Origin of the sequence: Priestia megaterium (assembly GCF_023824195.1) — a bacterium.
GTDB lineage: Bacteria > Bacillota > Bacilli > Bacillales > Bacillaceae_H > Priestia > Priestia megaterium_D.
In genome coordinates this window covers 3,871,883-3,895,582 of sequence record NZ_CP085442.1, presented here as the reverse complement: position 1 = coordinate 3,895,582, position 23,700 = coordinate 3,871,883, and the positions used below count along the sequence as shown (strand labels likewise).

Below are 23,700 nucleotides of genomic sequence, written 5' to 3'. Positions count from 1 at the left end.
ATAAAAGCTCATACACGTAGAGAAAATGACTGAGACGCAGCAGTGAAGAAAGGAGGAAGCATCATGCTCGGCGGTTTTATGGAAACGCTGAAAAAAGACTGGCTCGCTTTAGTATTAATAAGTGTTCTTATATGCGGTATTACCTTAAACGTACGAGCCGAAGAGAAGAGCGGACGAAGCGGATACATCGAACCAAAGCTAGTTTTTCCTGTGATCAGTGATGTTCATATTAAGGAAACAGGAACGCTTGATTTGCGTACTTTTCAACATGCATTAACGCAATTAAATGAACAGGCACCGAAACAAGATGCATTTGTAGTAGTAGGAGATCTGGCTGATACCGGCGCGTTAAAAGAATACGACCGCTTTTTTTCTATTTATAATCAAAATAAACAGCCGCAGGCCGTATCTCTTTTTACAATTGGCAATCATGAATACCGGGACAGTGTAACCAATCAGCAAGCGCAGCAGCGTTTTTTATCTAAAACCAAAATGAAAGCTCTTTATTTTCATCAAGTGATAAAAGGATATCATTTTATCATGCTTGGAACAGAAAGCCGTCTGACCGCCGGTGATTATTCAATCAAGCAAATTAACTGGCTTGGAGAACAGCTGAAGATAGCAAAGCGAGACGATCCTAAAAAACCGATTTTTGTCTTTATTCATCAGCCTATTAACAATACACTGTACGGGAAAAACAGATGGGGGATAGAAGTGAATGAACAGCTTCTTTACAATACGTTAAAACCTTATCCGCAAGTCATTACATTTTCTGGTCATACCCACCATCCGTTGGACGATCCTCGTACTATTTTTCAAAGAGATTTTACATCTCTTGCAACGTCTTCTGTTCGGTATATATGGCCTGGTGCCGGATATTTACAAGGTGAACTTCCTCCTGGCTACAGAGACGTGAGTCAAGGTCTTCTTGTAGAGGTTTATAATCGAAAAGTAGTCGTTAAAAGGCGGGATTTTCACGCAAATAAGTGGACGGGAGAAGCGTGGGAAATTGACATACCTGCAGATTCAAAAAAGTTTCACTACACGAATGAACGAGATTTAGTAAAACCGGTTTTTCTTCCAAGCTCTACTATTTCTGTTATACAAGAAAAAGCTTCATCGAATCAGCTTTATATCCAGTTTACGCAAGCTGTGGATAATCTGATGGTTCACTCTTATCGCATTACCGTCAAAAATAAAGAAACTGGAGAAGCGGTCAAAACATACAATGCATTTTCTCAATATTACAGCGATCCTGTTCCGGATGTTCTAAGTCTTCCATTATCGGGTTTGCAGCCTCATACTGCGTATCAAATAGAAGTAGCGGCAGTGGATGCGTTTGACAATCAAAGCGACCAAAAATTAATCATTGAAGGCTCTACTAAATAGCTAAAAGAATCCTGATTTTTATTTATTCTTTTAGCTTTTTTTCATCTGTTTTTAATGTTATTTTCATTAGATTTTTAAGTGGAGTTGCTACACTGAAACTGTATTTAAAGTCATAATATGTAATTTTAATGAAAGTATCAAAAATCAAAAGGAGTTTGTATGAAAGGATCTTTTTTACGTTTTTTAGTAGTAGGGCTGGTCAATACAGCAGTAGGTCTTTCCATTATGTATGTGTTGCTTCATATTTTTCATCACTACTGGGCAGCAACGTTTATCGGAAACGCAGCAGGAGCAGTCGTCAGCTACGTATTAAATCGAATATTTACGTTTAAAAGCGGAGTTCATTTATCTAAAAGCATACTGCGTTTTATTTTGGTTATTGGCGTTTGCTACGGTTTATCTTACTATATTGGACTGCAGTTCTCCAGCTGGTTATTGCACCAACTTCCTGCTGCTGTGCGTCCGTTCAAAAAAGACGTCGGTATATTAATTGGAACAGGTCTGTACACGCTTTTAAATTATACGGGTCAAAAATACTTTGTATTCAATGCAAACAAAGAAGCAGTCGTCATACACGATTAGCTTCTAGCAATTATGAAATGGAAATAGGTGTTAACAGATGAAGAAAGAAACAGCTATGAAGAAAGAAACAGCTATGAAGAAAGAAACAGCTATGAAGAAAGAAACAGCTATGAATAAAGAAAAAACATTGCTTATTATCGCTTTCCTTTTGCTGCTTGCGTATGTATCCCCTATGTTTTTGCTCGGGGAAAATTCACATATACGCGTGCACGATAATTTAGACTCAAATATTACGTGGTATAAAGTTCTGCATCGAAGCGGAGAGCTGTTTGGCTCCAGTCATGCCGTATTACCTCAAATTATTAACGGATTGCCGAGGAATACGTTTGGAACAGAATTTAGCGGTATTCAGTGGCTGTATGGTTTATTCCCGACCATGCTTGCGTACAGCCTGAGTCAAACGATCACGCGCGTATTTGCTTTAATTGGAATGTACTTATTATTAAAAAAGCATTTTCTCAAAAGCGAGGATGCTTATGCGATTCGAGTGCTTGTATCACTTGCTTTTGCACTTACTCCTTTTTGGCCTTCGGGCATGCTGAGTACATTAGGACAACCGCTGGCACTGTGGGCGTTTTTAACCATTCGAAACCGTGAAGGAACGTGGAAGGAATGGCTTACTCTTTTATTGCTTCCGTTTTACGCGAGTTTTGTGCTAGGTTTTTTCTTCTTTTTAGCGGCGATGGGGCTGCTATGGCTAAGAGATGCAGTTAAAAAACGAGCGTGGAATATTCCTTTTTTAAGCAGTATTGCAGCGATGACCGCTGTCTTTCTGCTCATTGAATACCGGCTTGTTGATTCTCTTTTATTTCCGGAGGCCCCGACGAGTCGAAATGAATTTTTAAGCTCTACTCTAAGTTTCGGACATTCCATTCGCCTTGCTTTAAAGAACTATACGCTTGGGCATACACATGTAATGACGCTTCATACCTTTGTAATTTTACCGCTTTCTTTTATTGTACTGTGGATTGTCGCTCGGAATCAGAAGGGAAAGCTTGAAAAAACGTTTTTGCAGTTATTTATTCTTAATCTACTACTGTCGATTTGGTATGCGTTTTGGTTTTATAAAGGATGGGAGCCGCTAAAAGAAAAATTTCAGCTTTTAAATACGTTTAACTTTGCTAGATTTCATTTTTTACGCCCGCTCATTATTTATTTGATGTTTGCAGTTGGCGGCTATGTTTTATGGAAACGGGGCAAGACGTGGAAAAAGTTTGTGTGGGTGTGTTTGGTTTTACAGCTGCTTGTGTTATTTATAGCGAACCCTGAGCTTTATTATCGCTACAATCACGAGCCGTCGTTTAAAGAATTTTATGCTGTCCATCAATTCGATGAAATCAGCAGATATATAGGAAAACCTAAATCATCTTATCGGGTAGCAAGCATTGGGCTTCATCCATCAATTGCTCAGTATAACGGCTTTTATACGCTAGATACGTATAACAACTTCTATCCGTTAACGTATAAACATGAGTTTCGCAAAATCATTGCCAAAGAGCTTGATAAGAATAAAAAGTTAGAAAGCTACTATGATCACTGGGGCAACCGCTGCTATGTGTTTGTTAGCCAGCTAGGGAAAAAATATGATTACCGAAAAGACTCAACGAAAAAAATCCGTCATTTGCAGCTTAATATCAGCCAATTTAAAAAAATGGGCGGTCGCTATATCTTTTCAGCTGTGCCAATCGAAAATGCTGAAGGGGACGGTTTGCACTTTTTAAAAGCGTTTAACGATAAACAGTCCGCTTGGAAAGTGTATGTATATGAAGCAAAGTAAGGGGGCAATAACATGAACAGACCTATTTTAACGATTGTTGTTCCATGTTACAACGAAGAAGAAGTATTCACAGAAACATCTTTTCAATTAACTACTGTAGTAAAAGAACTGATAAATGAACGTCTTGTATCAAGTGAAAGTACCATTCTATTTGTAGACGATGGAAGCAAAGACAGCACGTGGTCGCTTATTGAAAAAGAAAGCTGCAGTAATTTATTTGTAAAAGGGTTAAAGCTAGCGCGAAATGTAGGACATCAAAATGCTTTGCTGGCAGGACTAGAAGCAGCCCATAAGCAATCTGACTGCGTCATTTCCATTGACGCAGATTTGCAAGATGATATCAACGTTATTCGTACTTTTGTAGAGAAATATTGGCTCGGGTATGAAGTCGTATATGGTGTTCGAGACAGCAGAGAAACCGATACATTTTTTAAACGAACTACGGCAGTAGGGTTTTACCGTTTTATGAATAAGCTGGGAATTCAGCTCGTTCAAAATCACGCTGATTTTCGTCTCATGAGCAAACGTGCTCTTGGCGAACTCATGAAATATAAAGAAGGAAACGTTTTTTTACGAGGCCTTGTACCGTTAGTAGGATTTCGCTCCACGGAAGTCACATATGACCGCAAAGAACGGACGGCGGGCGAATCAAAATATCCGCTAAAGAAAATGCTCGCTTTTGCATTTGATGGGATTACATCTTTTAGCGTAGCGCCGATACGCTTATTGACGCTGCTTGGAGGAGCTTCTTTTCTCTTTAGTATTGCGTTTGGTATTTATGCGCTGATTCAAAAATATTTAGATCATACGCAAATCGGCTGGACGTCTCTTATTTTATCGATTTGGCTTGTAGGCGGCCTGCAGCTAATGGGAGTGGGTCTTGTCGGAGAATACATTGGCAAGATTTTCAACGAAGTGAAACAGCGTCCTAAATATGCGATTGAAAGAGATTTATATACAAAACACTCATTAGACAAACAAAAAGATTTGCTTATGCATTAATTTAAGAAGCTTCTCCTAAATGGAGAGGCTTTTTTTGTTAAGGCGTTTATCATAATTTTTAAGTGAACAGGAGATGCTACTACTAAAATTTCTAAGGAGATCAAAATCTATGAAAAGACTATTTTATACAGTCAGCACTTTTTGTTTTGTTTGGCTTGCTTTTGCAGCCATTCATGTCAGCGCTCTTTCGATTGAGAAGCTTCCAATGAAGAAATCATCTGAACAATGGTCGGTTGAACTGACAAAAGCGAGCATGACGGGAGATAATCAGCTAAAGTGGAAAAATAACGTCTATCATACATATGGATTAACCGTTGAAAATATTGGAAAAGACGTAGAGCGCGTGCAGGTTCAAGCTTTTCGGCACGAAGGAAAAAATAAGGCGAAATACAGCTTGTTTTCTCCTGTTGAAAGGTCTAATTTAAGCAAAAGCGGTCAGCGTTTTCGCTATGCGAATTTTGCTGTTCCTGGAAAAGCAGCAAGCTTAGACATCATGATTAACTGGACGGACAAACAAGGTAATCATCAAGAGCATTTTGAATTTAAATAAAAGAGGTTGGGGCAAAAGTAGTTTTATTGAAGGGAAATCCGAACGTAGATTTCATGTATGTAGTGGCTTCTAGCAGTTGATTGGAGGGCAAGGCGAAGACTCCTGCGGGAGAAGCGGAAGGGATGAGACCCCGCAGGAGCGCAAGCGACGAGGAGGCTCACCGCCCGCCCGTGGAAAGTGAAGTCTTGCACGGAAATCGACAGCGGTATAACAAGCGATCCATACGAGATCATGTATCCCATTTGTTCATCTTTCGAGTGGATTGATGTAGTTATGTCCCAGATCTTTTTTTGCAGGAATTCATTTGTGCATGTAGAAAACGAACACGAAAGGAGAGATCCGTAATGATTGCAAAAGCTACTAAAGAAGAAATACAGGAAATTCGGATGAAATCTGCTGATGCGCTGTTTGAAGGAACAACGCATCAGTTTCAACCGTCAACTGAACGCGTAAATGAACTAATTGATGATGCCCTTAAAAAAGGGTGTTATTATTTAGTATCTAGACAAGAAAATAAACTCGCAGGCTGGGTTCTTGTCGGTCCATCTGCCGACTTTTTTTCAAAAGCAGAAATTGGCTTTATCTACGAGTTATATGTTGTAACAGAATACCGCGGGCAAGGTCTAGCCAAGCCGTTAATGCAAAAAGCAATCAATGAATTGTCTATCAAAGGATATCCTGAAATCAGACTCAGCGTTCATGCTGGGAATTTTGCACAGCATGTGTATCGTGAACTTGGATTTGTAGATAAACAAATATCAATGAGCCTGCAGGTGGTAAAACGTCCGTAACGTTGGTGAATGTCAGCGAGTCCATAAAACATAAGATGTTATACATGCGATGAGGTTTGGTAATGAAAGTAAAAGTAAATAAGTAGCCCAAACGGCGCCTTTATCTAGTACTTCAACGGCTCCTCCACCTGTATTATCGGAGGAGGGGGGATCTTCAAGCGCGTTCATAATCAAAGCCGCCGCTGCTAAAATAATCCCTCCAATGCTTCCGGTTGTTTTGACAATTGCAATATGGAAAGTAGATGAAAAGGCAATGCTGAGAAGCAGCAGCAAGCTTCCCAAAAAAGCAGATAACATATATCGTTTCATGTGCTCACCATCCTTTATGAAAGCATACCATATTTTACTTCTTTTTTCTTTTTATTGAAAAGCTATTGACATAACCTATAAAACATATTAGAATAGTCAGAAATAATTTAAAAACGAAATATTCTTATCTAGAGAGGTGGAGGGACTGGCCCTTTGAAGCCTCAGCAACCACAATTATTGAATGGTGCTAATTCCAGCATAGCCTAGCTCTGACAGATAAGGAGAGGAATCTTTTTCTATGATGAAACCCTCTTCTTAGGAAGAAACATTTCGTATAGAAAAGGTGATGACATTGAACAATATACAAACGGCTTTATGCATTGATGATTATTTAGATCTATACTTATTAGCAAAAGAAATAAAAGACGAAACGTGGCAGCAGGAAATCTTAGCCGCGCTAAAAACGCAGCAAAATCGTTCATTTGAAGAAAAACAATCCGCCCTAGTTCAAGAGATATGGGAAGATTTTAAACAGTTAAATGAAGATATTTCTTTTACGTATCGCTTGATTCAAGAAGAGCCAACTAACGAACAATTTCAGGCTAAATTAAGGCACTTGAGAGAACGGCGGATCACGCTGAGCCGTGAGTTATATTTAGCTAAAAAACAGTATGTTGAACACACGCAATAAAAAGATCCGCTTGATAAACAAGCGGTTTTTTTGCGTGAAAATGTTAGAATCGTTATATTTCGGGTAGTAAATAGATAAGACAAGCAAAGGAGGGATAACAGTGGCCCAAGGTGTATTATGTGAAGTGAATGAGTGCATGTATTGGAAATCTGGAAATAAATGCAGTGCAGAGTCCATTTACGTTGTGAGTCCTGAAAGTAGTCACCATGTTTCTGAAACGGAAGAACCTGGCTGTAAAACTTTTGAACCCGCGAGATAAATGCTAGTTTTTATAAAAAGCATAAAATGAACGATGCGCTGACGGAGTTGAGTCGGCGTTTTTCTATTTTTTTAAAATACTATTACTTAGGTGCAATAATAAATACATATTAAAATAGCAGTGTCTACGTCTAATTGTACATTTAAACAAAATGATAAGATAATTTTTTTGTTTTTCGACAAAAGAAAAGTGAGAGAAAGGTGATAGAATACAAATATACAGCCTAGCTGTCTTTTAGCACAAACTCATATGAAAGCGCTAACAAAAAGGCTGTGTTCATCTCGTTTTGACAGATTGGAAAAAGGGGAGACGTTTATGCAGGGGAAAACTCAGGGGAAAGAATTGAAACGCGGGTTAGAAGAAAGACATGTGACGCTGATGTCCTTAGGAGCAGCCATAGGGGTAGGGCTGTTTCTTGGATCTGCATCTGCTATTAAATTAGCAGGGCCAGGAATATTATTGGCGTACGGATTTAGCGGAATGATTATGTTTTTTATTATGAGAGCACTTGGAGAAATGGCGATTCAAAAACCTGTTGCAGGTTCATTCAGTAAGTACGCGCGCGACTATTTAGGGCCGCTTGCTGGTTATTTAACAGGTTGGAACTACTGGTTTTTATGGGTTGTAACATGTATGGCTGAAATTACAGCCGTTGGTATTTATATGGGGTATTGGTATCCGGATGTACCAAACTGGATTTGGGCGTTATCGGCGCTTGTTATCATGACAACGGTTAACTTCTTAGCTGTTAAGGCATATGGTGAACTGGAATTTTGGTTTGCACTTATTAAAATTTTAGCGATTGTGTTAATGATTGCCGTTGGATTATTAATGATTGTGTTTGGAATCGGCAACGGCGGCGTTGCGACTGGTATTAAAAACTTGTGGGACAACGGCGGACTGTTCCCGAACGGATTCAAAGGTATTTTGCTGTCCCTTCAAATGGTCATGTTTGCGTATTTAGGAATTGAAATGATCGGCGTTACCGCGGGAGAAGTGAAAAATCCGGAAAAATCTCTAGCAAGAGCAATTGATTCTGTCTTTTGGCGTATTCTTATTTTCTACGTTGGTGCATTATTTGTCATTATGTCGATTTATCCGTGGCAAGAAATTGGTTCACAGGGAAGCCCGTTTGTATTAACATTTGAAAAAATCGGCATTCCAGCGGCGGCTGGTATCATTAACTTTGTCGTGCTAACAGCAGCTCTTTCTTCTTGTAACAGCGGTATTTTTAGTACAGGCCGTATGCTGTTTAACTTAGCAGAGCACGGAGAAGCGCCAAAAGGATACGGCCAGCTTACAAAAGGCGGCGTACCGGGAAAAGCTGTTTTAGCATCAGCGGGTGCTTTATTAGTGGGAGTAGCGTTAAACTACATTGTGCCTGCAAAAGTATTTACGTGGGTAACAAGCATTGCAACATTCGGTGCGATTTGGACATGGGGAATTATTTTGCTTTCTCAAATTAAGTATCGCAAAAAGTTAAAAAAAGGCGAAGAGGCAAAGCTGAAATATAAAATGCCTTTATTTCCGTTAACATCTTATGTGTCACTTGCGTTTCTAGCGCTGGTGGTGGTTCTCATGGCATATAATCCAGATACTAGAATTGCAGTTGTCATCGGACCATTATGGTTTATCGGTCTTATTATCGCGTACTATGCAAAAGGATTCCACAAACGAAGTCAAGGTTCAGCTGCAGCTGAGCAAAAGCTAGTGAAATAAATGAAGAGACCTCTTTCTTGGAAAGAGGTCTTTTTTTATCATCAGTTTATACGCGAAGGCTTAGTTTATTTTAAGGGATCATTGGTACGTATAAATAATGTAGAAAATATTCTATTTATTCTGTACTATTTAATTATAAAGGAGAACTCATGAGTTATTGGATAAAAAGAAAGGAGAAGCTCATTTCTTCGCTTCTATCGAATTCTGTCAATTTTAAATCCGTTATCAATTTGATGAAAGCCGACTTTTGGATAGTAGTTCATAGCAGAAGGAGCGGAAAGTAAAATCAGCGCGGTTTCTTCGCCGATTTCTGATTGAACATGCTTGATGAGCTGTGTACCAATTCCTTGGTTTTGATAGTCTTTTACGACCGCTAAATCTGATAAATAGCAGCAGTAGCTAAAATCTGTTAACGCTCTGGCTATGCCAATGAGTTCGCTGTCGCTCCAAGCGGTAATGGTAAGAGAAGCGTGATCAAGCATTCTTTGAATACGATTAAGATCTTGTGCAGGACGTTTAATACCTGAATGTACAAACACTTCAGCGGCTTGTTGGGCACGGATTGCGACGTTGGTTTTATAAGTGATGGTCATTGTGTCATCTCCTTAAGTTATAAGATATAGTCCAGTATAGGAAGAAACTGAACTGAAAGTAAGTGTCAGAAATAGTAAATTTGATAGTATCAGTTAGAAAGGAAAGAACACCATGTTAGAGTTAATGCCTTTGCTTGATAAAAGAAAAGCAGATCCCTTATACATGCAGCTTTATATCTACATAAAGAAACAAATTCAAAAAGGTACCATTCCGCCTCATGAAAAACTGCCTTCTAAACGAAAGCTGGCTCTTCATTTAAGCATTAGCCAAAATACAATTGAAGCAGCTTATATACAGTTAGAAGCAGAGGGCTATATCGAGGTACTAGCTAGAAAAGGAGCGTTTGTAAAAGAGATAAAAAATGAAGTAGTGCTTCAAGAACAGCCTCCCGCCTATTTCTCTTTGCCGCAAGAAGAACGGAAAACGGCTGCCATTGATTTTAGCCATGGAAAGATAGATGTAGAAAAATTTCCGTATAACACGTGGAAAAAGCTAACGGTGCAAGCTATTTATCATGAGGAAAGCCAGCTTTTTTATAGCGGACATCCGCAGGGAGAACTGCTTCTTCGCCAAGAAATTGCAGCGTACCTTTACCATTCAAGAGGAGTGCGCTGTACACCAGAGCAGATTCTGATAGGGGCAGGTACGCAGTATCTCATGTGGCTGCTTTCTGTCATTCTGGGGAAAGAAAAAATAATTGGGTTCGAAAACCCAGGCTTTCACCGAACGAGGCACGTTTTTCAAAAACAAGGTATGTCGGTTGTCCCTATTTCTCTTGATGATTCTGGCTTGAAAGTGAAGGAACTGAAAGAAAGCGGAGCGGATGCGGTGTATATTACCCCGTCTCATCAATTTCCTATTGGTATGGTCATGCCGATTGCAAGAAGGCTTGAATTATTAGAATGGGCGAAGGAAACGAACGGCTATATTATAGAAGATGATTATGACGGAGAATTTCGCTATAAAGGAAAACCCATTCCGGCACTTCAAGGACTTGACCGGGACGATCGCGTTATTTATACAGGTACGTTTTCAAAATCGCTGATGCCTTCTCTTCGAATAAGTTATGCCGTGCTGCCAAATCGGCTTCTTGCAAGCTATGTGAAGCACTGTGGACTTTTTAAACAGCCTGTTTCAAGACTTCATCAGTATACGCTTTTTCTGTTTATGAAAGAAGGACACTGGGAGCGTCACTTGAATAAAATGAGAACAACATACCGCAAAAAACAAGCGCTGCTGCTAGATTGCTTGACTACTATTATGGGAGAACGTGTAGATGTTATTGGAGAACATTCTGGCTTGCATATTCTTCTGAAGGTAAAAAACGGCATGAGTGAACAGAAACTAATTGAAGCAGCTGCCAAGCAAGAGGTAACGGTTTATCCAACGTCGATTTATTATCATAGTACCGATGAAAACAAGACGCCTTATGTATTGCTTGGATTTGCGGGACTGTCTGACGAAGAGATAAAAACGGGCGTAGACTCGCTGTTTAAAGCTTGGTTCGTCCACTAAGAATAGGGTGGAGGTATCTGTATGAAAGTCAAAAAAAAGCTATTCGGTTTGTGGACGGGAGAGCTGACGTCAGCTTTACTGTTCGCCGTACTGTGGATATGGTATATAAAAGCGTTTCCGCATCTTGCTTTTTATTTAACAATCTTCTCTACTCTGTATGTCTTTATCTTTCTTGAGTTTATACTGCTTCAAGGAAGCCTGTACTGGTTTTGGAAATGGAAGCGGCTGAGCCAAAAAAAAGATTCTCATTTGCCTTCCAGCTACATTCAGCTGTTTCTATTTTTTAAGAAAGTAAATAAAATCCTTCTCGCGATCGGTCTAGGTGTATTTATCTATCACTGCATACGCTATGGATTAAAAGGGTTAGCGTTTTTTCTTGGCCTTTATGCGTTTGTTTGGATTGAGTATATCAACTACTATCGAGTCCGTCTTTCTTATCAAAGTCCAAGTGAAATTAAAGAGTTCTTTAAACAAAAAGGCTTTAAACGGTCTATTTTAGCAAGAGAAATAGATAAGAACCAGCGCGTTTGATTACACAGACTGCGCTGGTTTTTTTGTCTGAAAATCGAAAGCTTGTGAAAATTAGTGAATCTGTAGGTAAAGAAAAGTTTGATAGGAAGAAGAGGCTTCTTGTAAGGAAGATACGAATGTATGAAAAAGCGGCGTTACATTCATGCGGTTGTTTCTCGACCAGTCGTGGTTTATAAAAAAAGATTTTCTTAGTTCGGCTGTAAGTTCAAGCTGCACTCCGGATTTTAGCAGATTATCATTTACAATATTTTGTTCGCTTGTTCCAGCTATGTCAGAAAGAGCGTCACGGACTGTAAAGCCGTTTTTGCGCAGCGCTTGCTTCACCAGCTCTTTATAAAGCTGATTTTTTCCGCCTACATATACGATAGGCTGGCTGCCGCTATAGCCGTGAATCGTCAAAACGGACATGCTTTGCTGAGCCATTCCTCTAGCAGTGGGTTCGTCAAAGTTTTCTGAGGTTATGTGCAGAACTCCGTTGTTGCTTGATTTGATGCCTTCGAATAAATAATAAGAAGCGGAAAAGCGATCGGCGAGTTCTTTGGCAACTTCTGATGTACCTGGTTCAATTCCTCCGCCGTGAATGGCCATAATGGATAAATAGCTAAAGCGCTGTTCGTAGCGAATATCGTAGTCTTGATGGAGAATCTCGTGCTGCTGCAGTTCTGCATAGGAAGAGTAAGAGTCACCGCTTGCATAAGAGGGAAGGGGAATCACAAAGCAGTACATCAAACATAGCAAAATGCTCGTACTCCATTTGAATAAACGGTTCATTAATAATCACCTCTATCTATCCTATGATAGGTAGAGGTGATTATTAATTTTTTCGCCCGATATAAAGTAAATGAGAAGACAGTCCAAGGTGATGAGGACTCGATGCGTGCTTAATAAGCAGCTGAACGATGCTGTTCATTTCTTCAGGAGACGTTTTCTGCCAGTACGTCCATTCCTCTGAGTTAACGGATGAAGCGACGTTGGAGGCAATTAGCTCGACGCATTGAAAGCCATGCTCCTTTAAAAAAGGAATAACATCTTCAATTTTAGTGTAATAAGCGTGAGTAAACCGTCCTTCTTCGGCATGATCAAAACAGCCAGATTCATAGAAATCATGAAGCGCTTTTGCCGTGTTGTTTGGTTTTAAACGCTCCGGGGACGTTAAAGAAGAAATGACGTGCTGAACACGAGGCATAAACGAAATAAAGACAGTTCCGCCTGGCTTTGTGACTCGATACAGCTCTCGGACAGCTTGAATGCGATCTTGTTTCTTCTGCAAATGATACATTGGTCCAAGCATCAGTGCCGCATGAAATTGTTCATCCAGGCAACATTGAAGGTTCCGAGCATCTGCCACGTGAAAATCACGAAATGCATTGTATACTTGCCGTTCTAAAGCCTTTTCTTTAGCTGTTTCAACTAAATGAGGCGTCAAATCAGTTAGAGTTAATTCGTAGCCGTTTTCTGCTAGTTTTAAGGCATATCTTCCCGGTCCGGCACCGTTATCTAAAATATGTCCGCTAGGAGGAAGGTGTTTTTTTATAAAATGCCAGTTTACTTGAAACTCAATAGGCTCGCGTTCTAATCTCCCCCACTCATCAAACCTGCTGTAATAATCGATAACTTTATCCACTTTGATTAGCCTCCACTTCAAAAATTAGTTATAGTAAATTATAACAAAAATAGAAATAGTTAATAGGTGCATTTATGAAAAAATGAAGATGAAGAGAAAGGAGGGAGGAAAAATGACCGCAGCTTTTATTAGTCGTCTAGCCCTATCAGGTCTGTTAGGAGCTTTGGTTGGATTAGAAAGAGAATTTAGAGCAAAAGAAGCGGGCTTTCGAACTCATTTTTTAGTTGCTGTCGGTAGCACGCTGATTCTGCTAATTTCAAAATATGGCTTTTCAGATGTGCTTCATCAAGATCATATGGCCCTTGATCCGAGCCGGGTTGCAGCACAAGTAGTAAGCGGTATTGGTTTTTTAGGAGCAGGTATGATTATTATTCAAAAGCAGCATATTAGAGGGCTTACAACAGCCGCAGGCGTATGGGCCACGTCGGGAATTGGTTTAACCATTGGGGCGGGTATGTATACAGTCGGCATTAGCGCAACTATATTAGTGCTGATTGGCTTAGAAATATTGAACGTAATGTTTACATCTCTTTCTACTCATTCCATTTTAATTAAGTTTCGTGCAGCAAATCAAGAGGATATTTATGAGCTGCTTGATAAGATTGAAAGAGAAAATATTATGATTTCATCTTACGAAATTCACCGAGATCATCATCAAGGTGAGCTGCTCTATTTTGTAGAGATAAAAGGAAAGGCAAAAAAGAAAGGGAATAAAGTAGAATTGATTAAATCCATTCACTCTATGGCTCACGTGTTATTTATTGAAATTGAATAAGCACTCATTTATTTTTTTCAAAAGAGACTGGGACAAACGTATTTTAGTTGAAGGAAGGTCCGAACGATGAATGGAGATTCTTAGTTGAGAATCCAACACGTTCGGATCTTTTTATGGTGATGGAGGACGTAGGTTTCGTGTATGTAGGTACTTCTAGCGGTTGATTGGAGGGCAAGGCAAAGACTCCTGCGGGAAAAGCGTAATGGGTGAGACCCCGCAGGAGCACAAGCGACGAGGAGGCTCAGCGGCCGCCTGCGGAAAGCGAAGCCTTGCACGGAAATCAACCACGGTGTAACAAACGATCATACTAACTCATTTATCCCATTTGTTCGTCTTTAGATTGGAGTGATTTCGTTATGTCTCAATCTCTTTATTCGTTCACTATCTTACTTAAACCGTTTCGCCGTGTTTTAGCAGAGCAAAAAGAGGCTAATACCTAAATATAGAGAATTTTACTGGAGGTTTTAAAATGAAAATTGGAGTCGTAGGTGCTACAGGAAAAGCAGGAAGTTTTATCGTGAAAGAAGCTTTAAATCGGGGGCATGACGTAACGGCAATTGTACGTGATGCGAGCAAAGTAGAAGAAAAAGATGTTCGTACATTGGAAAAAGACATCTTTGATATTACGGCAAACGATATTGAAGGTTTCGATGCAGTAGTGAATGCGTTTGGAGCTCCTGAAGGAAAAGAACATTTGCATGTAGAAGCGGGGCAGTCGTTAATTCATGTATTTAAACAAGCTCCGGACGTTCGTCTTCTTGTTGTAGGAGGAGCAGGCAGTTTGTTTGTTGATGAAGAGAAAACGACGCGTCTAGCGGATACGCCTGATTTTCCAAAAGAATACAAAGCGACAGCTGACAATCAAACCCAAAATTTAAAAGACTTAGAAAGTACAAGCGATATTAATTGGACGTTTATTAGCCCAGCAGCATTTTTTAATCCTTCAGGAAAACGAACGGATGCTTATAAAACAGGGAAAGATCATGTTATTTTAAACTCAGAAGGAAACAGCCATGTCAGCTATGCTGATTATGCCATTGCAGTCATTGATGAAATTGAGCGAGGAGAGCATGTAAACGAACGCTTTACCGTTGTATCCGACGCTAGATAAAGGAAAAGCCGCTTTATGCGGCTTTTTTTGTGCATGTTATACTATGGAAAAAGGAGTAAGGTATAGAATGGATAATACAGTAAACGTAGCACTAACGTTTTATAGTGAAGCCTACGAGTCATCTATACATAGCTATACGCTGCCTGAAGAGCAGCTTATTTATACGGCACTTCCCGCTGAATCCTTAGCTAAGTGTGAGCAGGAAAAGGACAGAACGCCCGTTTTGATTTTGGCAGAAAACAAACTAGCCGGCTTTTTCGTGCTCGACGCAGGGGAAGCCGTTAAAGAATATACCAAAAGCTCCGGCGCGCTTTTAATACGGTCGTATTCCATTCATCCTGATTATCAAGGAAAGGGAGTTGGCAAAAAGTCATTGAAATTTCTTCCTGCTTTTATCAACCATCACTTTCCGACTAAAAATGAAGTGGTGCTAGGGGTGAACTATAAAAACACGACCGCGCAGCACCTGTACATCCGAAGCGGCTTTGTGGATACAAACCGGCATATTTTTGGAAGCCAAGGAAAGCAGTTTGTTTATCAGATGGACATAAAAAAAGCTTGAACAAGAGTTCAAGCTTTTTTCTTATATAACAAGTAGGAAGCTAGAGAAAATAGGCAGCGCTACAAGGGACGTTTTTAATACGGGAGCAGGTACGCGATTTGTAAACTTTGCTCCAATATATGAACCGACCATTGTGCCGACTACTACTTGGATCAACAGCGGAATATCTAAAAAACCCTGCTGATAATAGCCCATTCCTCCGCCGATGGCAATGGGAATAATAACGAGCATAGTCGTTCCAGCCGACTGGCGAATAGACAAGCCTAACACCATCATAAGGCCAAGCTGGATAAATGGAGTTGATCCAATTCCAAACATTCCTGACAGCGCACCAGTAATTAAGCCAATTAGTAAAGAATAAACGACAAATTTAGCTCCTGTTGGAATCGTACGTTCTTTTTGCTGACGGGAAAATAAAAACATTCGCAGCCAAAGTAAAACGCCAGATAATAAAAGCATACCGGCTGTGAGCCATTTTAGCTCGCCTTCTGGGATAAAGGATGAAAGGTTAGACCCAATCCAAGCGCCTAATGCACCGAGGATACCAACAGAGATACCGGATTTTAAAGATACGTTACCTTCGCGGTAATGACTGACTGCGCCAGATAAAGAAGAGAAAATCATTGCGGTAAGAGCCGTTGCGAGTGCAACGTGTACAGATACGCCGTACAGCAGCGTTAAAATTGAAATAATAAAACCTGATCCGCCTGCTCCGACAAACCCTAAGATCAGTCCGACGGCTAACATTGTTAAAACAATTGAAACATCCATAAACTAATTCCTTCTTTCAACACTTATTCTATGCAGACACATAACATTTTCGGCAAGTGCTACGTTCTTCATTTAAACATGAATTTTTTATGACGTCCAATGTATAATTTATATGAAATTGATAGTATTATGTAATGAGTAAAGGATGTGAAAAAATGGAATGGCAGCAGCTCGAATATTTTAATGTTGTAGCTCAAACGGAACATTTCACAAAGGCTGCGGAACAATTATCAATCGCACAGCCTACGCTCAGCCGCTCAATTTCTAAATTAGAATCAGAGCTTGGCGTGCCGCTATTTGAACGAAAAGGAAGACAAGTCATTTTAAATCGATACGGACGGCTTTTTTACGAACGAACGGCTAAAGTATTAAACGAAATGGAAGAAGCTAAACGTGAGCTTTCAGATTTGATCCACCCTCACCGCGGCAGTATTTCGTTTGCTTTTTTAAAATCATTAGGCGCTTCGTCTGTCCCAAAACTAGTTCATGCTTTTTTACAAGAGTATCCGAACGTTCAATTTCAAATTTTTGAGAACGCCACGAACATCATGCTCGATCAGCTTCAAACGGGGGAAATTGATTTTTGTATGTCTTCCGTAACGGAATCTAGGGCAGGAATTCAGTGGGAATATTTATGGAAAGACGAGCTGTACGCGTATGTCCCTGATACGCATTCTTTTGCCTCAAGGCAAGTGCTTTCGATTTCAGAGTTGGCTCATGAATCGTTTATCGCGTTAAAAAAAGGATACGGAAGCCGAACAATTTTTGATCAGCTGTTTGAAGAAGCCGAAATTGTGCCAAATATTACGTTTGAAGGAGAAGAATTTTTGACGGTGATTGGTTTTGTAGCGGCTCATTTAGGGGTTGCTTTGCTTCCTGAAATAAAGGGAGTGGACTTGCGAGGCATTAAAAAAATAAAGCTCAAAGAAGACACAGCTTCAAGGGTAATTGGGATTGCGTGGAACAAGGATAAATATTTAACTCCTGTTGCGAAGAAGTTCCAGGAATTTTTAATTCAGTATTTCAAAGACCATCATACGGGGGGAGAACTATGAAGAAAATTGCTTGCCTGCACGCTCATCATTCGAACATCTCTTATATAGAAAAAGCGCTGCCGTTTGCGAACTGTATGCATTTCGTAGACCCTGGACTTGTACATCGGGTAACAACCGACCCTAAGTTTGCAGCGGAGTCAGCAGCTGCAGAAGTAGAGAAGCAGTTAAAGTGGATGGAGGAATGTTCAGCGGATGCCATTTTACTTACGTGTACGAATTACATTGCTCTTTTACCAGAAGCATTTACAAGCGATGTTCCAATTATTAAAATCGATGAGCCTTATTTTCGCCGAATATGTGAAATAGAAGAACCGCAGCTTATCGTATTTACAAATCCGGAGACCGTAGAAGGAACAATGAAGCGTCTAGACGAATTTGCATTTTATCAAAATGTAAAGATAAAGGTTCGCCCTGTTGTGATAGAAGGTGCTTTTGAACTAGTAATGACTGGAAACCTAGAGAAGTATAAACAGAAGGTGAAACATGTCTTACATGAGCTAATAAAAGAGCATAACACTGTTGTTTCAGTGGCGCAGCTCTCGATGGTAGAAGCGGCGGCGGAGGTAAGCGACCGTATTATTACGCCTCTTCAACCGTTAGCGGAAGAAGTAAGAAAAACAATTATTAGGTCATAAGGAATGAAAGATAGAAAAAATAAATGGTAAAATATTCACTTTATTTTGACAAAAATTTCATTTCCTTATATGATAAATAGTGTTATAGAAACCACTTATTATATAGGGGAGGCATCGTCTTTGTGAAGAAAGCAAATGCGCGCGATAAGATTTTAGAAACAGCATCGCGGCTTTTTCAGCTGCAAGGCTATCATGCAACAGGATTAAATCAAATTATTAAAGAGAGTGGGTCGCCAAAAGGGTCTCTTTATTATTATTTCCCAAAAGGGAAAGAAGAACTGGCGATTCACGCTGTTCAATATACGAATAAATACGTCCAAGTTCAAATTAAAGAAAGCTTAAATCAATCTTCTGATGCAGCGCAGGCTATTCAGTATTTTATTGAAGAATTGTCCAAGCAGTTTGAACACGAAGAAAGTATTGCTGGTATGCCTGTTGGGCTGCTGGCTGGAGAAACGGCGCTTATTAATGAGCAGCTTCGCGAAGTCTGCTATGCAGCGTTTCAAGATTGGGAAAGACTTTTTAGAGAGAAAATGATAGAGAGCGGATTTCAAGAGAAGCAAGCAGGAGAGCTCGCAGTTGTAATTAACTGTCTGATAGAAGGCGGAATCTTGCGTTCGTTAACAGAGAAAACAAGCGCTCCTTTGCAGCAGATTCAGCAGCAGATTCCGGTTCTAATTCGTAAATGAAAAAAAGCTTTTCACTTTTAGAGTGGAAAGCTTTTTTTAATGAGTAATTTAATAGTGGGACTGCTTTTAGGAAAAATATTTAAAATTGATTTAGAGCATATTTTACTGGCGAGCAATGCAACGGTAGGGGGACCTACGACAGCAAGTGCAATGGCGATTGCTAAAGGATGGGGAAGTTTGGTTGGTCCTATTTTGGTAGTGGGAACGCTTGGCTATATTATTGGTAACTATATCGGCTTTGCACTTGGCTATTGGTACTTAACATTTTAAATAAAAAAACGCCTCCTTTGAGTCATCAGAGGAGGCGTTTTTTTATTTAGCGTGCTTGACTGCTGATGATCGATAAAATCGGCCTTTAAAGATATAGGTAGCTGTAATAAATAAATAGATAGCTAGTGTAATAGTCGTAATAACAACGGAGGTTGTACAGATAACACCAATTAAAATAGCGCTTAGTGCAATTAGGGCAGCCCACGTCGTATAAGGAAACCATTTAACAGAGTAGCTGCTCGATGCTTCTGGCTGAACTTTGCGGGACTTTAAGTGTGCGATCGCAATAATCAACCAAATAAACAACACGGTATATCCTAAGGATCCCATCAAATAATCAAATGTTTTACTTCCTGCAAATAAGGAAATCAACACGCCCACATAAAGGGATGATGTACACATTAAGATTGCATAGACGGGAACTTTGTTAACAGAAAGTTTCGAAAATATCTTCGGCACTCGACCGTCTACTGCTTGGGTATACAAAATACGTGATGAACCGTAAAGTCCTGAGTTCATTGAAGAAATAACGGCTAACAAGATCACAGCATTCATAATATGATCTGCTCCGGGAATTCCAATCATTTTAAATACCATCACAAAAGGACTTTGAGAAACGCCGTTTACTTCATTCCAAGGGATCAAGCTCACGATGATAAAAAACGGGAACAGATAAAAAGCAATGATGCGTGTTAATGTGCTGCGCACGGCTTTTGGTACTACTTTTTCAGGGTTTTTTGTTTCAGCTAGCGTCACCCCGATGATTTCAGTTCCACCGTAAGAGTAGATGACAACTAGCATCGCCGTAATTAACCCAGTTGGTCCTTTTGGAAAGAAACCGCCGTGATCGCTTAAATTTGAAAAACCCGCTGCGGTATGGTGACCAAATGATACAAATAGTAACAGAAGTCCAGCGATGATAAAGATTACAATGACCGTAATTTTAATTAATGCTAACCAGTATTCCGTTTCAGCAAATGCTTTAACTGAAAGCAAGTTAATAACTGTGACAATAACGGATACGCCTAAAGCAAGCATCCAAATTGGATAATCAGGAAGCCAGTACTGAATAAAAATAGCTGCTACAACGGCTTCAGCGGCAATGTTTAACACCCACATTTTCCAGTAAATCCAGTCTAAAAAATAAGCGGGATAGCTTCCTAAAATCGACTGAACTAAATCACGAAACGTTCGTGCGTCACTGTTTCGAACCGCCATTTCAGCAAGACCTTGCATAATGAATAGTAAAATAATTCCGCCAATTAAATAAGCAATGATAACTGATGGTCCTGCCATATCAATAGCTGAGCTGCTTCCTTTAAATAAACCAGCGCCAATGGCTCCACCTAGCGCCATCATCATAATGTGACGTGAAGTCATTGTTCGCTGCAAACCTTGGTTGTCCTTCTTCATGACTTTTCCCTCCACTTTTTTATAAAATAAAAAAAGCTTATCGTCTCCTACCTCATTATCAAATGAGAGAAGAGACGATAAGCTTTAGCTGACCGCGGTACCACTCTTGTTGGCTCTTAAAGAACCCTGCTTAAAACCTGATAACGAAGGTTAGACGTTAAAACTTAGAGAATACTTCTGCATTCTTTCTGAATTACCACTCCTGGGCGAGTTCAAAGTATTATTGGACTACGTTGCACCAACCCGTAGCTCTCTTGACCGAATAATAAGCTTCTACTACTCCCAATCGCTGTGTTTTTGATTAAAATCTGAAAGTTCTTGATGAATAACCATTACTATACGTGCTTCTTTTTTCTTTGTCAACAGCTATTTTCTAAAAAGTAAAAATGATTGAACTCTGTTTTTTATAGAACTCAGGACTGGTTATTTTGGTAAAAAAATCAGTCGTTTCACCTAATTTTCACCAACTCTGATTACATTAAGAAATATGAAAGAGAGGTTGTTTTGACAAATACATAGGTGAGGAGAATGAATAGAGTGAAAAAGATGATGTACGTCCGGTTTGGACTGGATCTTTTAATGGCCGTTACGTTTGTTTTATTTTTCAACAAACAAGTATTGGGAGGGTTAACGTTTCATGAAATTGTGGGGCTAGCGATTGCCGCCGCCTTTTTTACCCACGTGCTACTAAACTGGCAGTGGGTAAAGAAAGTTACGGTTAAATTATTTGACCGCAAGCTTCCGCGCAGAACAAAGTTCGGTTACTTTTTAAATATCATGCTGTTGATTACGATGTCATTTATTATGATAAGCGGTATTTTTATTTCAAGAGTAGTATTTCCAAATATTAATGTTGGGAATGAACAGTGGTTTAAGGTTTCGCATATTTCGGTATCATTTTTAGTGTTAATTTTAGTAGCCGCTCACATAGGTCTTCATTGGCAATGGGTCATAAATGTATGTAAAAACATGACGAAATTCAAAAAGTCAAAGAAAAGCTTGAGCATAGTAGCTAAGCTAGCAACCGTTGCACTGTTAGTCGTTGGCATATACGAAATAAATGAGACGGGTTTTCTTGGAAAGCTTGGAGGAGTAGCGAGAGTACTAAATTTAAGTTCATCAGATATGCCGCAAAAAGGCGGTGGAAAGCCGGATTTTGATCGCCATTCATTTAGCGAGAACAAATCTTCTGCGACGGCATCTGCTGGTCACGAACCTCCGAACTTTGATCACGATGGCGGAGGTCCGGAAAGAGGAATGAAAGGAAAAGAAGGCGGTTTTGAAAGTCCGAATCCTTTTGTTGTAATCGGTACTTATTTTGCTATTATGTCGGTTTTTATTATTGTTATTTATTATATTGAAAAAATATTAACGGAAGTGAAAAGACGTAAAAAAATGGCGGGTCCGGCTGCGGAAATTTAAATAAAAAAGCTATCTATTTCACTGTTTTTTCATCGTACAGAAGTAAAATCATTTATGTAAAAGCAAACGCTTTGCAAAATTAATATGAGATAAACTTAGGTGGTGGAAATCGTGAAACAACACACACAGCCTGAAACGGAACATAAGAAAAATTGGTTTATTAATGCGCTATTGAATTTTGGTATTTATAAAAAAGGAAATCGGCACTTATACGAACTGACACTTCAAGAGTTAGAAGCTCAATATGTAAAAGTGAAAGCATTCATGTATAATCAGGAACCTCTTTCGCAATGATAAAAAGGCACTCAGTATATGAGTGCTTTTTTATATGAGAAAGTCTTATTCTTTGACAGGCAAAACTGTACAGATTAAAATCACAGTATATTTTAAAGTTACAGTTTTAAATTACACATGTTATAGGAAGGAAAACAGTTTCTACCTATAATATGCTAATATTTTTGACCGTATCATTTTTGGAGGGAAATAAAATGACAAATAAAAAGTATGAGCCGCTTTTACAGCCATTTGCTTTTTCAAATGGCATCAAATTAGATAACCGTATTATTCTTGCACCTATGACAAACTTTTCATCAAATGAAGATGGAACGGTGTCAAACGCAGAAGTTGACTACTATGTGCGACGTTCAAAAGGTGTCAGCATGGTTATTACAGCATGTACATACGGGACGCCGAACGGCAAAGGATTTCACGGAGAGTTTGCTGCAGACAGCGATGAAATGATTCCTAGCCTGCGCCGTTTAGCAACAGCAATTAAAGATCAAGGAGCAAAAGCAGTTCTTCAAATTTTCCACGGAGGCCGCATGTGCCCGCCTGAACTGGTTCCAAATGGAGAGGTTGTTAGCGCAAGCGCTGTTGCTGCAGAACAAGAAGGAGCACCGGTGCCTCGAGAGTTAACAAATGAAGAAATCGAAGACATTATTCACGATTTTGGTGAAATGACGCGTCGTGCCATTGAAGCAGGGTTTGACGGAGTTGAAATCCACGGAGCAAATAACTATTTAATTCAGCAGTTCTTTTCTCCGCATTCTAATCGCCGTGAAGATAAATGGGGTGGCAGCGTAGAAAAACGCTTAACATTCCCGCTAGCAATCGTAGACGAAGTAAAGCAAGCCGTTTCTAAACATGCAAAAGAGCCATTTTTAGTAGGCTACCGCTTCTCTCCAGAAGAGCCTGAAACACCTGGAATTACAATGGCTGACACATTGAAATTAGTTGATGCACTAGCAGAAAAAGACCTTGATTACCTTCACGTGTCACTAATGGAATTCTGGTCAAAACCGCGCCGAGGCGTAGAAGATACTCGTTCACGTATTGAAATTATTCAAGAGCGAGTAGGAAGCCGCGTGCCTGTGATGGGCGTAGGTTCTATTCATACAGCAGACGAAGCAGTAGCAGCTCTTGAAACGGGGATTCCACTGCTTGCGATTGGCCGCGAATTAATTATGGATCCAGACTGGGTTCAAAAAGTCAAAGAAGGCCGCGAAAATGAAATTGTAACAACATTAAGCAAAAACGATCAGGAAAAGCTTGTGATTCCTGACCCGCTTTGGCAAGCTGTTATTAACACGCCAGGCTGGTTCCCGGTTGAAGATTAAAAGAAAGACAGAAAAGCGCAAAGACGATGGGACTGCCCCCATGTCTTTACGCTTTTTTGCTTTTTTATGGAATCGTGCTTTTGAACCATTAATTTACAAATGGACTTC

General features: G+C 39.7%; 27 protein-coding genes, 1 pseudogene, 1 riboswitch and 1 other annotated feature. Of the genes and pseudogenes, 22 read left to right on the top strand and 6 right to left on the bottom strand.

The window, feature by feature from the left end; genetic code table 11:
- Positions 1-63: 63 nt before the first annotated feature.
- From LIS78_RS20250 to LIS78_RS20225, 6 genes are all read left to right on the top strand, one after another.
- The gene (locus LIS78_RS20250; protein ID WP_252284268.1) at positions 64-1,389 is read left to right on the top strand and encodes a metallophosphoesterase; all 1,326 of its coding nucleotides are present in this window, start codon (positions 64-66) and stop codon (positions 1,387-1,389) included.
- Positions 1,390-1,548: 159 nt separating this feature from the next.
- Entirely contained in the window at positions 1,549-1,971 is a 423-nt protein-coding gene (locus LIS78_RS20245) for a GtrA family protein (protein WP_252284267.1), read from the top strand.
- Between the two features lie 91 nt (positions 1,972-2,062).
- A complete protein-coding gene (locus LIS78_RS20240; RefSeq protein ID WP_252285362.1) occupies positions 2,063-3,748 on the top strand; it encodes a DUF6044 family protein in 1,686 nt (561 codons plus the stop codon).
- A 12-nt stretch (positions 3,749-3,760) separates the two neighbouring features.
- Entirely contained in the window at positions 3,761-4,750 is a 990-nt protein-coding gene (locus LIS78_RS20235; RefSeq protein ID WP_195782110.1) for a glycosyltransferase family 2 protein, read from the top strand.
- 109 nt (positions 4,751-4,859) lie between these two features.
- Positions 4,860-5,300 carry a YozF family protein gene (locus LIS78_RS20230; protein WP_195782111.1) on the top strand — a complete coding sequence of 147 codons (441 nt, stop codon included), beginning with the start codon at positions 4,860-4,862 and terminating at the stop codon, positions 5,298-5,300.
- Between the two features lie 344 nt (positions 5,301-5,644).
- The gene (locus LIS78_RS20225) at positions 5,645-6,091 is read left to right on the top strand and encodes a GNAT family N-acetyltransferase (RefSeq protein ID WP_195782112.1); all 447 of its coding nucleotides are present in this window, start codon (positions 5,645-5,647) and stop codon (positions 6,089-6,091) included.
- A 12-nt stretch (positions 6,092-6,103) separates the two neighbouring features.
- On the opposite strand, the gene LIS78_RS20220 is transcribed toward LIS78_RS20225, so the two are convergent.
- The gene (locus LIS78_RS20220; RefSeq protein ID WP_075419375.1) at positions 6,104-6,400 is read right to left on the bottom strand and encodes a hypothetical protein; all 297 of its coding nucleotides are present in this window, start codon (positions 6,398-6,400) and stop codon (positions 6,104-6,106) included.
- Between the two features lie 121 nt (positions 6,401-6,521).
- A riboswitch (SAM riboswitch) is annotated at positions 6,522-6,623 on the top strand.
- 69 nt (positions 6,624-6,692) lie between these two features.
- Here LIS78_RS20220 and LIS78_RS20215 point away from each other — a divergent pair.
- The 3 genes from LIS78_RS20215 to alaP all read left to right on the top strand — a co-directional run bounded on the left by LIS78_RS20215 (position 6,693) and on the right by alaP (position 9,009).
- The gene (locus LIS78_RS20215) at positions 6,693-7,031 is read left to right on the top strand and encodes a hypothetical protein (RefSeq protein WP_195782113.1); all 339 of its coding nucleotides are present in this window, start codon (positions 6,693-6,695) and stop codon (positions 7,029-7,031) included.
- Positions 7,032-7,131: 100 nt separating this feature from the next.
- On the top strand, positions 7,132-7,290 hold the full coding sequence (locus tag LIS78_RS20210) for a DUF1540 domain-containing protein (RefSeq protein WP_016765258.1): 159 nt from the start codon (positions 7,132-7,134) through the stop codon (positions 7,288-7,290).
- A gap of 315 nt (positions 7,291-7,605) precedes the next feature.
- Entirely contained in the window at positions 7,606-9,009 is a 1,404-nt protein-coding gene (gene alaP, locus LIS78_RS20205; RefSeq protein WP_252284266.1) for an alanine permease AlaP, read from the top strand.
- A gap of 194 nt (positions 9,010-9,203) precedes the next feature.
- Here the strand turns inward: alaP and LIS78_RS20200 are convergent, their stop codons facing one another.
- Complete coding sequence (locus LIS78_RS20200) at positions 9,204-9,602, bottom strand: GNAT family N-acetyltransferase (protein ID WP_195782114.1); 399 nt, start codon at positions 9,600-9,602, stop codon at positions 9,204-9,206.
- 112 nt (positions 9,603-9,714) lie between these two features.
- Here LIS78_RS20200 and pdxR point away from each other — a divergent pair, with 112 nt between their 5' ends.
- Both pdxR and LIS78_RS20190 read left to right on the top strand, forming a co-directional pair.
- A complete protein-coding gene (gene pdxR, locus LIS78_RS20195; RefSeq protein WP_252284265.1) occupies positions 9,715-11,118 on the top strand; it encodes a MocR-like pyridoxine biosynthesis transcription factor PdxR in 1,404 nt (467 codons plus the stop codon).
- 21 nt (positions 11,119-11,139) lie between these two features.
- Positions 11,140-11,649 carry a hypothetical protein gene (locus LIS78_RS20190; RefSeq protein ID WP_252284264.1) on the top strand — a complete coding sequence of 170 codons (510 nt, stop codon included), beginning with the start codon at positions 11,140-11,142 and terminating at the stop codon, positions 11,647-11,649.
- 51 nt (positions 11,650-11,700) lie between these two features.
- Here LIS78_RS20190 and LIS78_RS20185 read toward each other — a convergent pair whose 3' ends face one another.
- Both LIS78_RS20185 and LIS78_RS20180 read right to left on the bottom strand, forming a co-directional pair.
- The gene (locus LIS78_RS20185) at positions 11,701-12,420 is read right to left on the bottom strand and encodes a poly-gamma-glutamate hydrolase family protein (protein ID WP_195782117.1); all 720 of its coding nucleotides are present in this window, start codon (positions 12,418-12,420) and stop codon (positions 11,701-11,703) included.
- A gap of 43 nt (positions 12,421-12,463) precedes the next feature.
- The gene (locus LIS78_RS20180) at positions 12,464-13,273 is read right to left on the bottom strand and encodes a class I SAM-dependent methyltransferase (RefSeq protein ID WP_195782118.1); all 810 of its coding nucleotides are present in this window, start codon (positions 13,271-13,273) and stop codon (positions 12,464-12,466) included.
- 112 nt (positions 13,274-13,385) lie between these two features.
- Between LIS78_RS20180 and LIS78_RS20175 the strand changes: the two genes are divergently transcribed.
- From LIS78_RS20175 to LIS78_RS20165, 4 genes are all read left to right on the top strand, one after another.
- Positions 13,386-14,048, top strand: a complete 663-nt coding sequence (locus LIS78_RS20175) for an MgtC/SapB family protein (protein ID WP_252284263.1) — start codon at positions 13,386-13,388, stop codon at positions 14,046-14,048.
- A 160-nt stretch (positions 14,049-14,208) separates the two neighbouring features.
- Complete coding sequence (locus LIS78_RS31490; protein WP_286676933.1) at positions 14,209-14,343, top strand: hypothetical protein; 135 nt, start codon at positions 14,209-14,211, stop codon at positions 14,341-14,343.
- A 174-nt stretch (positions 14,344-14,517) separates the two neighbouring features.
- The gene (locus LIS78_RS20170) at positions 14,518-15,159 is read left to right on the top strand and encodes an NAD(P)-dependent oxidoreductase (RefSeq protein ID WP_195782119.1); all 642 of its coding nucleotides are present in this window, start codon (positions 14,518-14,520) and stop codon (positions 15,157-15,159) included.
- A gap of 67 nt (positions 15,160-15,226) precedes the next feature.
- A complete protein-coding gene (locus tag LIS78_RS20165; RefSeq protein ID WP_252284262.1) occupies positions 15,227-15,721 on the top strand; it encodes a GNAT family N-acetyltransferase in 495 nt (164 codons plus the stop codon).
- A gap of 21 nt (positions 15,722-15,742) precedes the next feature.
- On the opposite strand, the gene LIS78_RS20160 is transcribed toward LIS78_RS20165, so the two are convergent.
- Complete coding sequence (locus LIS78_RS20160; protein WP_013058643.1) at positions 15,743-16,492, bottom strand: sulfite exporter TauE/SafE family protein; 750 nt, start codon at positions 16,490-16,492, stop codon at positions 15,743-15,745.
- A gap of 155 nt (positions 16,493-16,647) precedes the next feature.
- Between LIS78_RS20160 and LIS78_RS20155 the strand changes: the two genes are divergently transcribed.
- The 4 genes and pseudogenes from LIS78_RS20155 to LIS78_RS20140 all read left to right on the top strand — a co-directional run.
- Complete coding sequence (locus tag LIS78_RS20155) at positions 16,648-17,547, top strand: LysR family transcriptional regulator (protein ID WP_195782121.1); 900 nt, start codon at positions 16,648-16,650, stop codon at positions 17,545-17,547.
- Positions 17,544-18,182, top strand: a complete 639-nt coding sequence (locus LIS78_RS20150) for a hypothetical protein (protein WP_195782122.1) — start codon at positions 17,544-17,546, stop codon at positions 18,180-18,182. Before LIS78_RS20155 ends, LIS78_RS20150 begins: the two co-directional genes overlap by 4 nt.
- Before the next feature lie 122 nt (positions 18,183-18,304).
- Positions 18,305-18,871 (top strand): TetR/AcrR family transcriptional regulator, encoded by a 567-nt coding sequence (locus LIS78_RS20145; RefSeq protein ID WP_195782123.1) that lies wholly within the window; start codon positions 18,305-18,307, stop codon positions 18,869-18,871.
- Positions 18,872-18,910: 39 nt separating this feature from the next.
- Positions 18,911-19,141: pseudogene (locus LIS78_RS20140) on the top strand (DUF819 family protein); the annotation flags it as partial.
- Positions 19,142-19,183: 42 nt separating this feature from the next.
- On the opposite strand, the gene LIS78_RS20135 reads toward LIS78_RS20140, so the two are convergent.
- A complete protein-coding gene (locus LIS78_RS20135; protein ID WP_013084610.1) occupies positions 19,184-20,554 on the bottom strand; it encodes an amino acid permease in 1,371 nt (456 codons plus the stop codon).
- A gap of 67 nt (positions 20,555-20,621) precedes the next feature.
- Positions 20,622-20,853: a binding site (T-box leader), on the bottom strand.
- Between the two features lie 229 nt (positions 20,854-21,082).
- Between LIS78_RS20135 and LIS78_RS20130 the strand changes: the two genes are divergently transcribed.
- The 3 genes from LIS78_RS20130 (at position 21,083) to LIS78_RS20120 (ending at position 23,592) form a co-directional block, all read left to right on the top strand.
- Entirely contained in the window at positions 21,083-21,976 is an 894-nt protein-coding gene (locus tag LIS78_RS20130) for a DUF4405 domain-containing protein (protein WP_252284261.1), read from the top strand.
- 108 nt (positions 21,977-22,084) lie between these two features.
- Positions 22,085-22,270, top strand: a complete 186-nt coding sequence (locus LIS78_RS20125) for a Fur-regulated basic protein FbpA (protein WP_013058636.1) — start codon at positions 22,085-22,087, stop codon at positions 22,268-22,270.
- A gap of 194 nt (positions 22,271-22,464) precedes the next feature.
- Positions 22,465-23,592: an NADH-dependent flavin oxidoreductase gene (locus LIS78_RS20120; protein ID WP_252284260.1), complete on the top strand. Its 1,128-nt coding sequence runs from the start codon at positions 22,465-22,467 to the stop codon at positions 23,590-23,592.
- Positions 23,593-23,700: the final 108 nt, after the last annotated feature.

What these genes read in the sequence shown, in the direction of transcription:
- LIS78_RS20135 (WP_013084610.1), bottom strand. Translation starts at nt 20,554, where the DNA reads ATGAAGAAGGACAACCAAGGTTTGCAGCGAACAATGACTTCACGTCAC.
- LIS78_RS20245 (WP_252284267.1), top strand. Translation starts at nt 1,549, where the DNA reads ATGAAAGGATCTTTTTTACGTTTTTTAGTAGTAGGGCTGGTCAATACA.
- LIS78_RS20160 (WP_013058643.1), bottom strand. Translation starts at nt 16,492, where the DNA reads ATGGATGTTTCAATTGTTTTAACAATGTTAGCCGTCGGACTGATCTTA.
- LIS78_RS20175 (WP_252284263.1), top strand. Translation starts at nt 13,386, where the DNA reads ATGACCGCAGCTTTTATTAGTCGTCTAGCCCTATCAGGTCTGTTAGGA.
- LIS78_RS20200 (WP_195782114.1), bottom strand. Translation starts at nt 9,602, where the DNA reads ATGACCATCACTTATAAAACCAACGTCGCAATCCGTGCCCAACAAGCC.
- LIS78_RS20250 (WP_252284268.1), top strand. Translation starts at nt 64, where the DNA reads ATGCTCGGCGGTTTTATGGAAACGCTGAAAAAAGACTGGCTCGCTTTA.
- LIS78_RS20165 (WP_252284262.1), top strand. Translation starts at nt 15,227, where the DNA reads ATGGATAATACAGTAAACGTAGCACTAACGTTTTATAGTGAAGCCTAC.
- LIS78_RS20230 (WP_195782111.1), top strand. Translation starts at nt 4,860, where the DNA reads ATGAAAAGACTATTTTATACAGTCAGCACTTTTTGTTTTGTTTGGCTT.
- LIS78_RS20170 (WP_195782119.1), top strand. Translation starts at nt 14,518, where the DNA reads ATGAAAATTGGAGTCGTAGGTGCTACAGGAAAAGCAGGAAGTTTTATC.
- LIS78_RS20190 (WP_252284264.1), top strand. Translation starts at nt 11,140, where the DNA reads ATGAAAGTCAAAAAAAAGCTATTCGGTTTGTGGACGGGAGAGCTGACG.
- LIS78_RS20150 (WP_195782122.1), top strand. Translation starts at nt 17,544, where the DNA reads ATGAAGAAAATTGCTTGCCTGCACGCTCATCATTCGAACATCTCTTAT.
- LIS78_RS20155 (WP_195782121.1), top strand. Translation starts at nt 16,648, where the DNA reads ATGGAATGGCAGCAGCTCGAATATTTTAATGTTGTAGCTCAAACGGAA.
- LIS78_RS20240 (WP_252285362.1), top strand. Translation starts at nt 2,063, where the DNA reads ATGAAGAAAGAAACAGCTATGAATAAAGAAAAAACATTGCTTATTATC.
- LIS78_RS20220 (WP_075419375.1), bottom strand. Translation starts at nt 6,400, where the DNA reads ATGAAACGATATATGTTATCTGCTTTTTTGGGAAGCTTGCTGCTGCTT.
- LIS78_RS20120 (WP_252284260.1), top strand. Translation starts at nt 22,465, where the DNA reads ATGACAAATAAAAAGTATGAGCCGCTTTTACAGCCATTTGCTTTTTCA.
- LIS78_RS20235 (WP_195782110.1), top strand. Translation starts at nt 3,761, where the DNA reads ATGAACAGACCTATTTTAACGATTGTTGTTCCATGTTACAACGAAGAA.
- LIS78_RS20185 (WP_195782117.1), bottom strand. Translation starts at nt 12,420, where the DNA reads ATGAACCGTTTATTCAAATGGAGTACGAGCATTTTGCTATGTTTGATG.
- LIS78_RS20225 (WP_195782112.1), top strand. Translation starts at nt 5,645, where the DNA reads ATGATTGCAAAAGCTACTAAAGAAGAAATACAGGAAATTCGGATGAAA.
- pdxR (WP_252284265.1), top strand. Translation starts at nt 9,715, where the DNA reads ATGTTAGAGTTAATGCCTTTGCTTGATAAAAGAAAAGCAGATCCCTTA.
- LIS78_RS20130 (WP_252284261.1), top strand. Translation starts at nt 21,083, where the DNA reads ATGAATAGAGTGAAAAAGATGATGTACGTCCGGTTTGGACTGGATCTT.
- alaP (WP_252284266.1), top strand. Translation starts at nt 7,606, where the DNA reads ATGCAGGGGAAAACTCAGGGGAAAGAATTGAAACGCGGGTTAGAAGAA.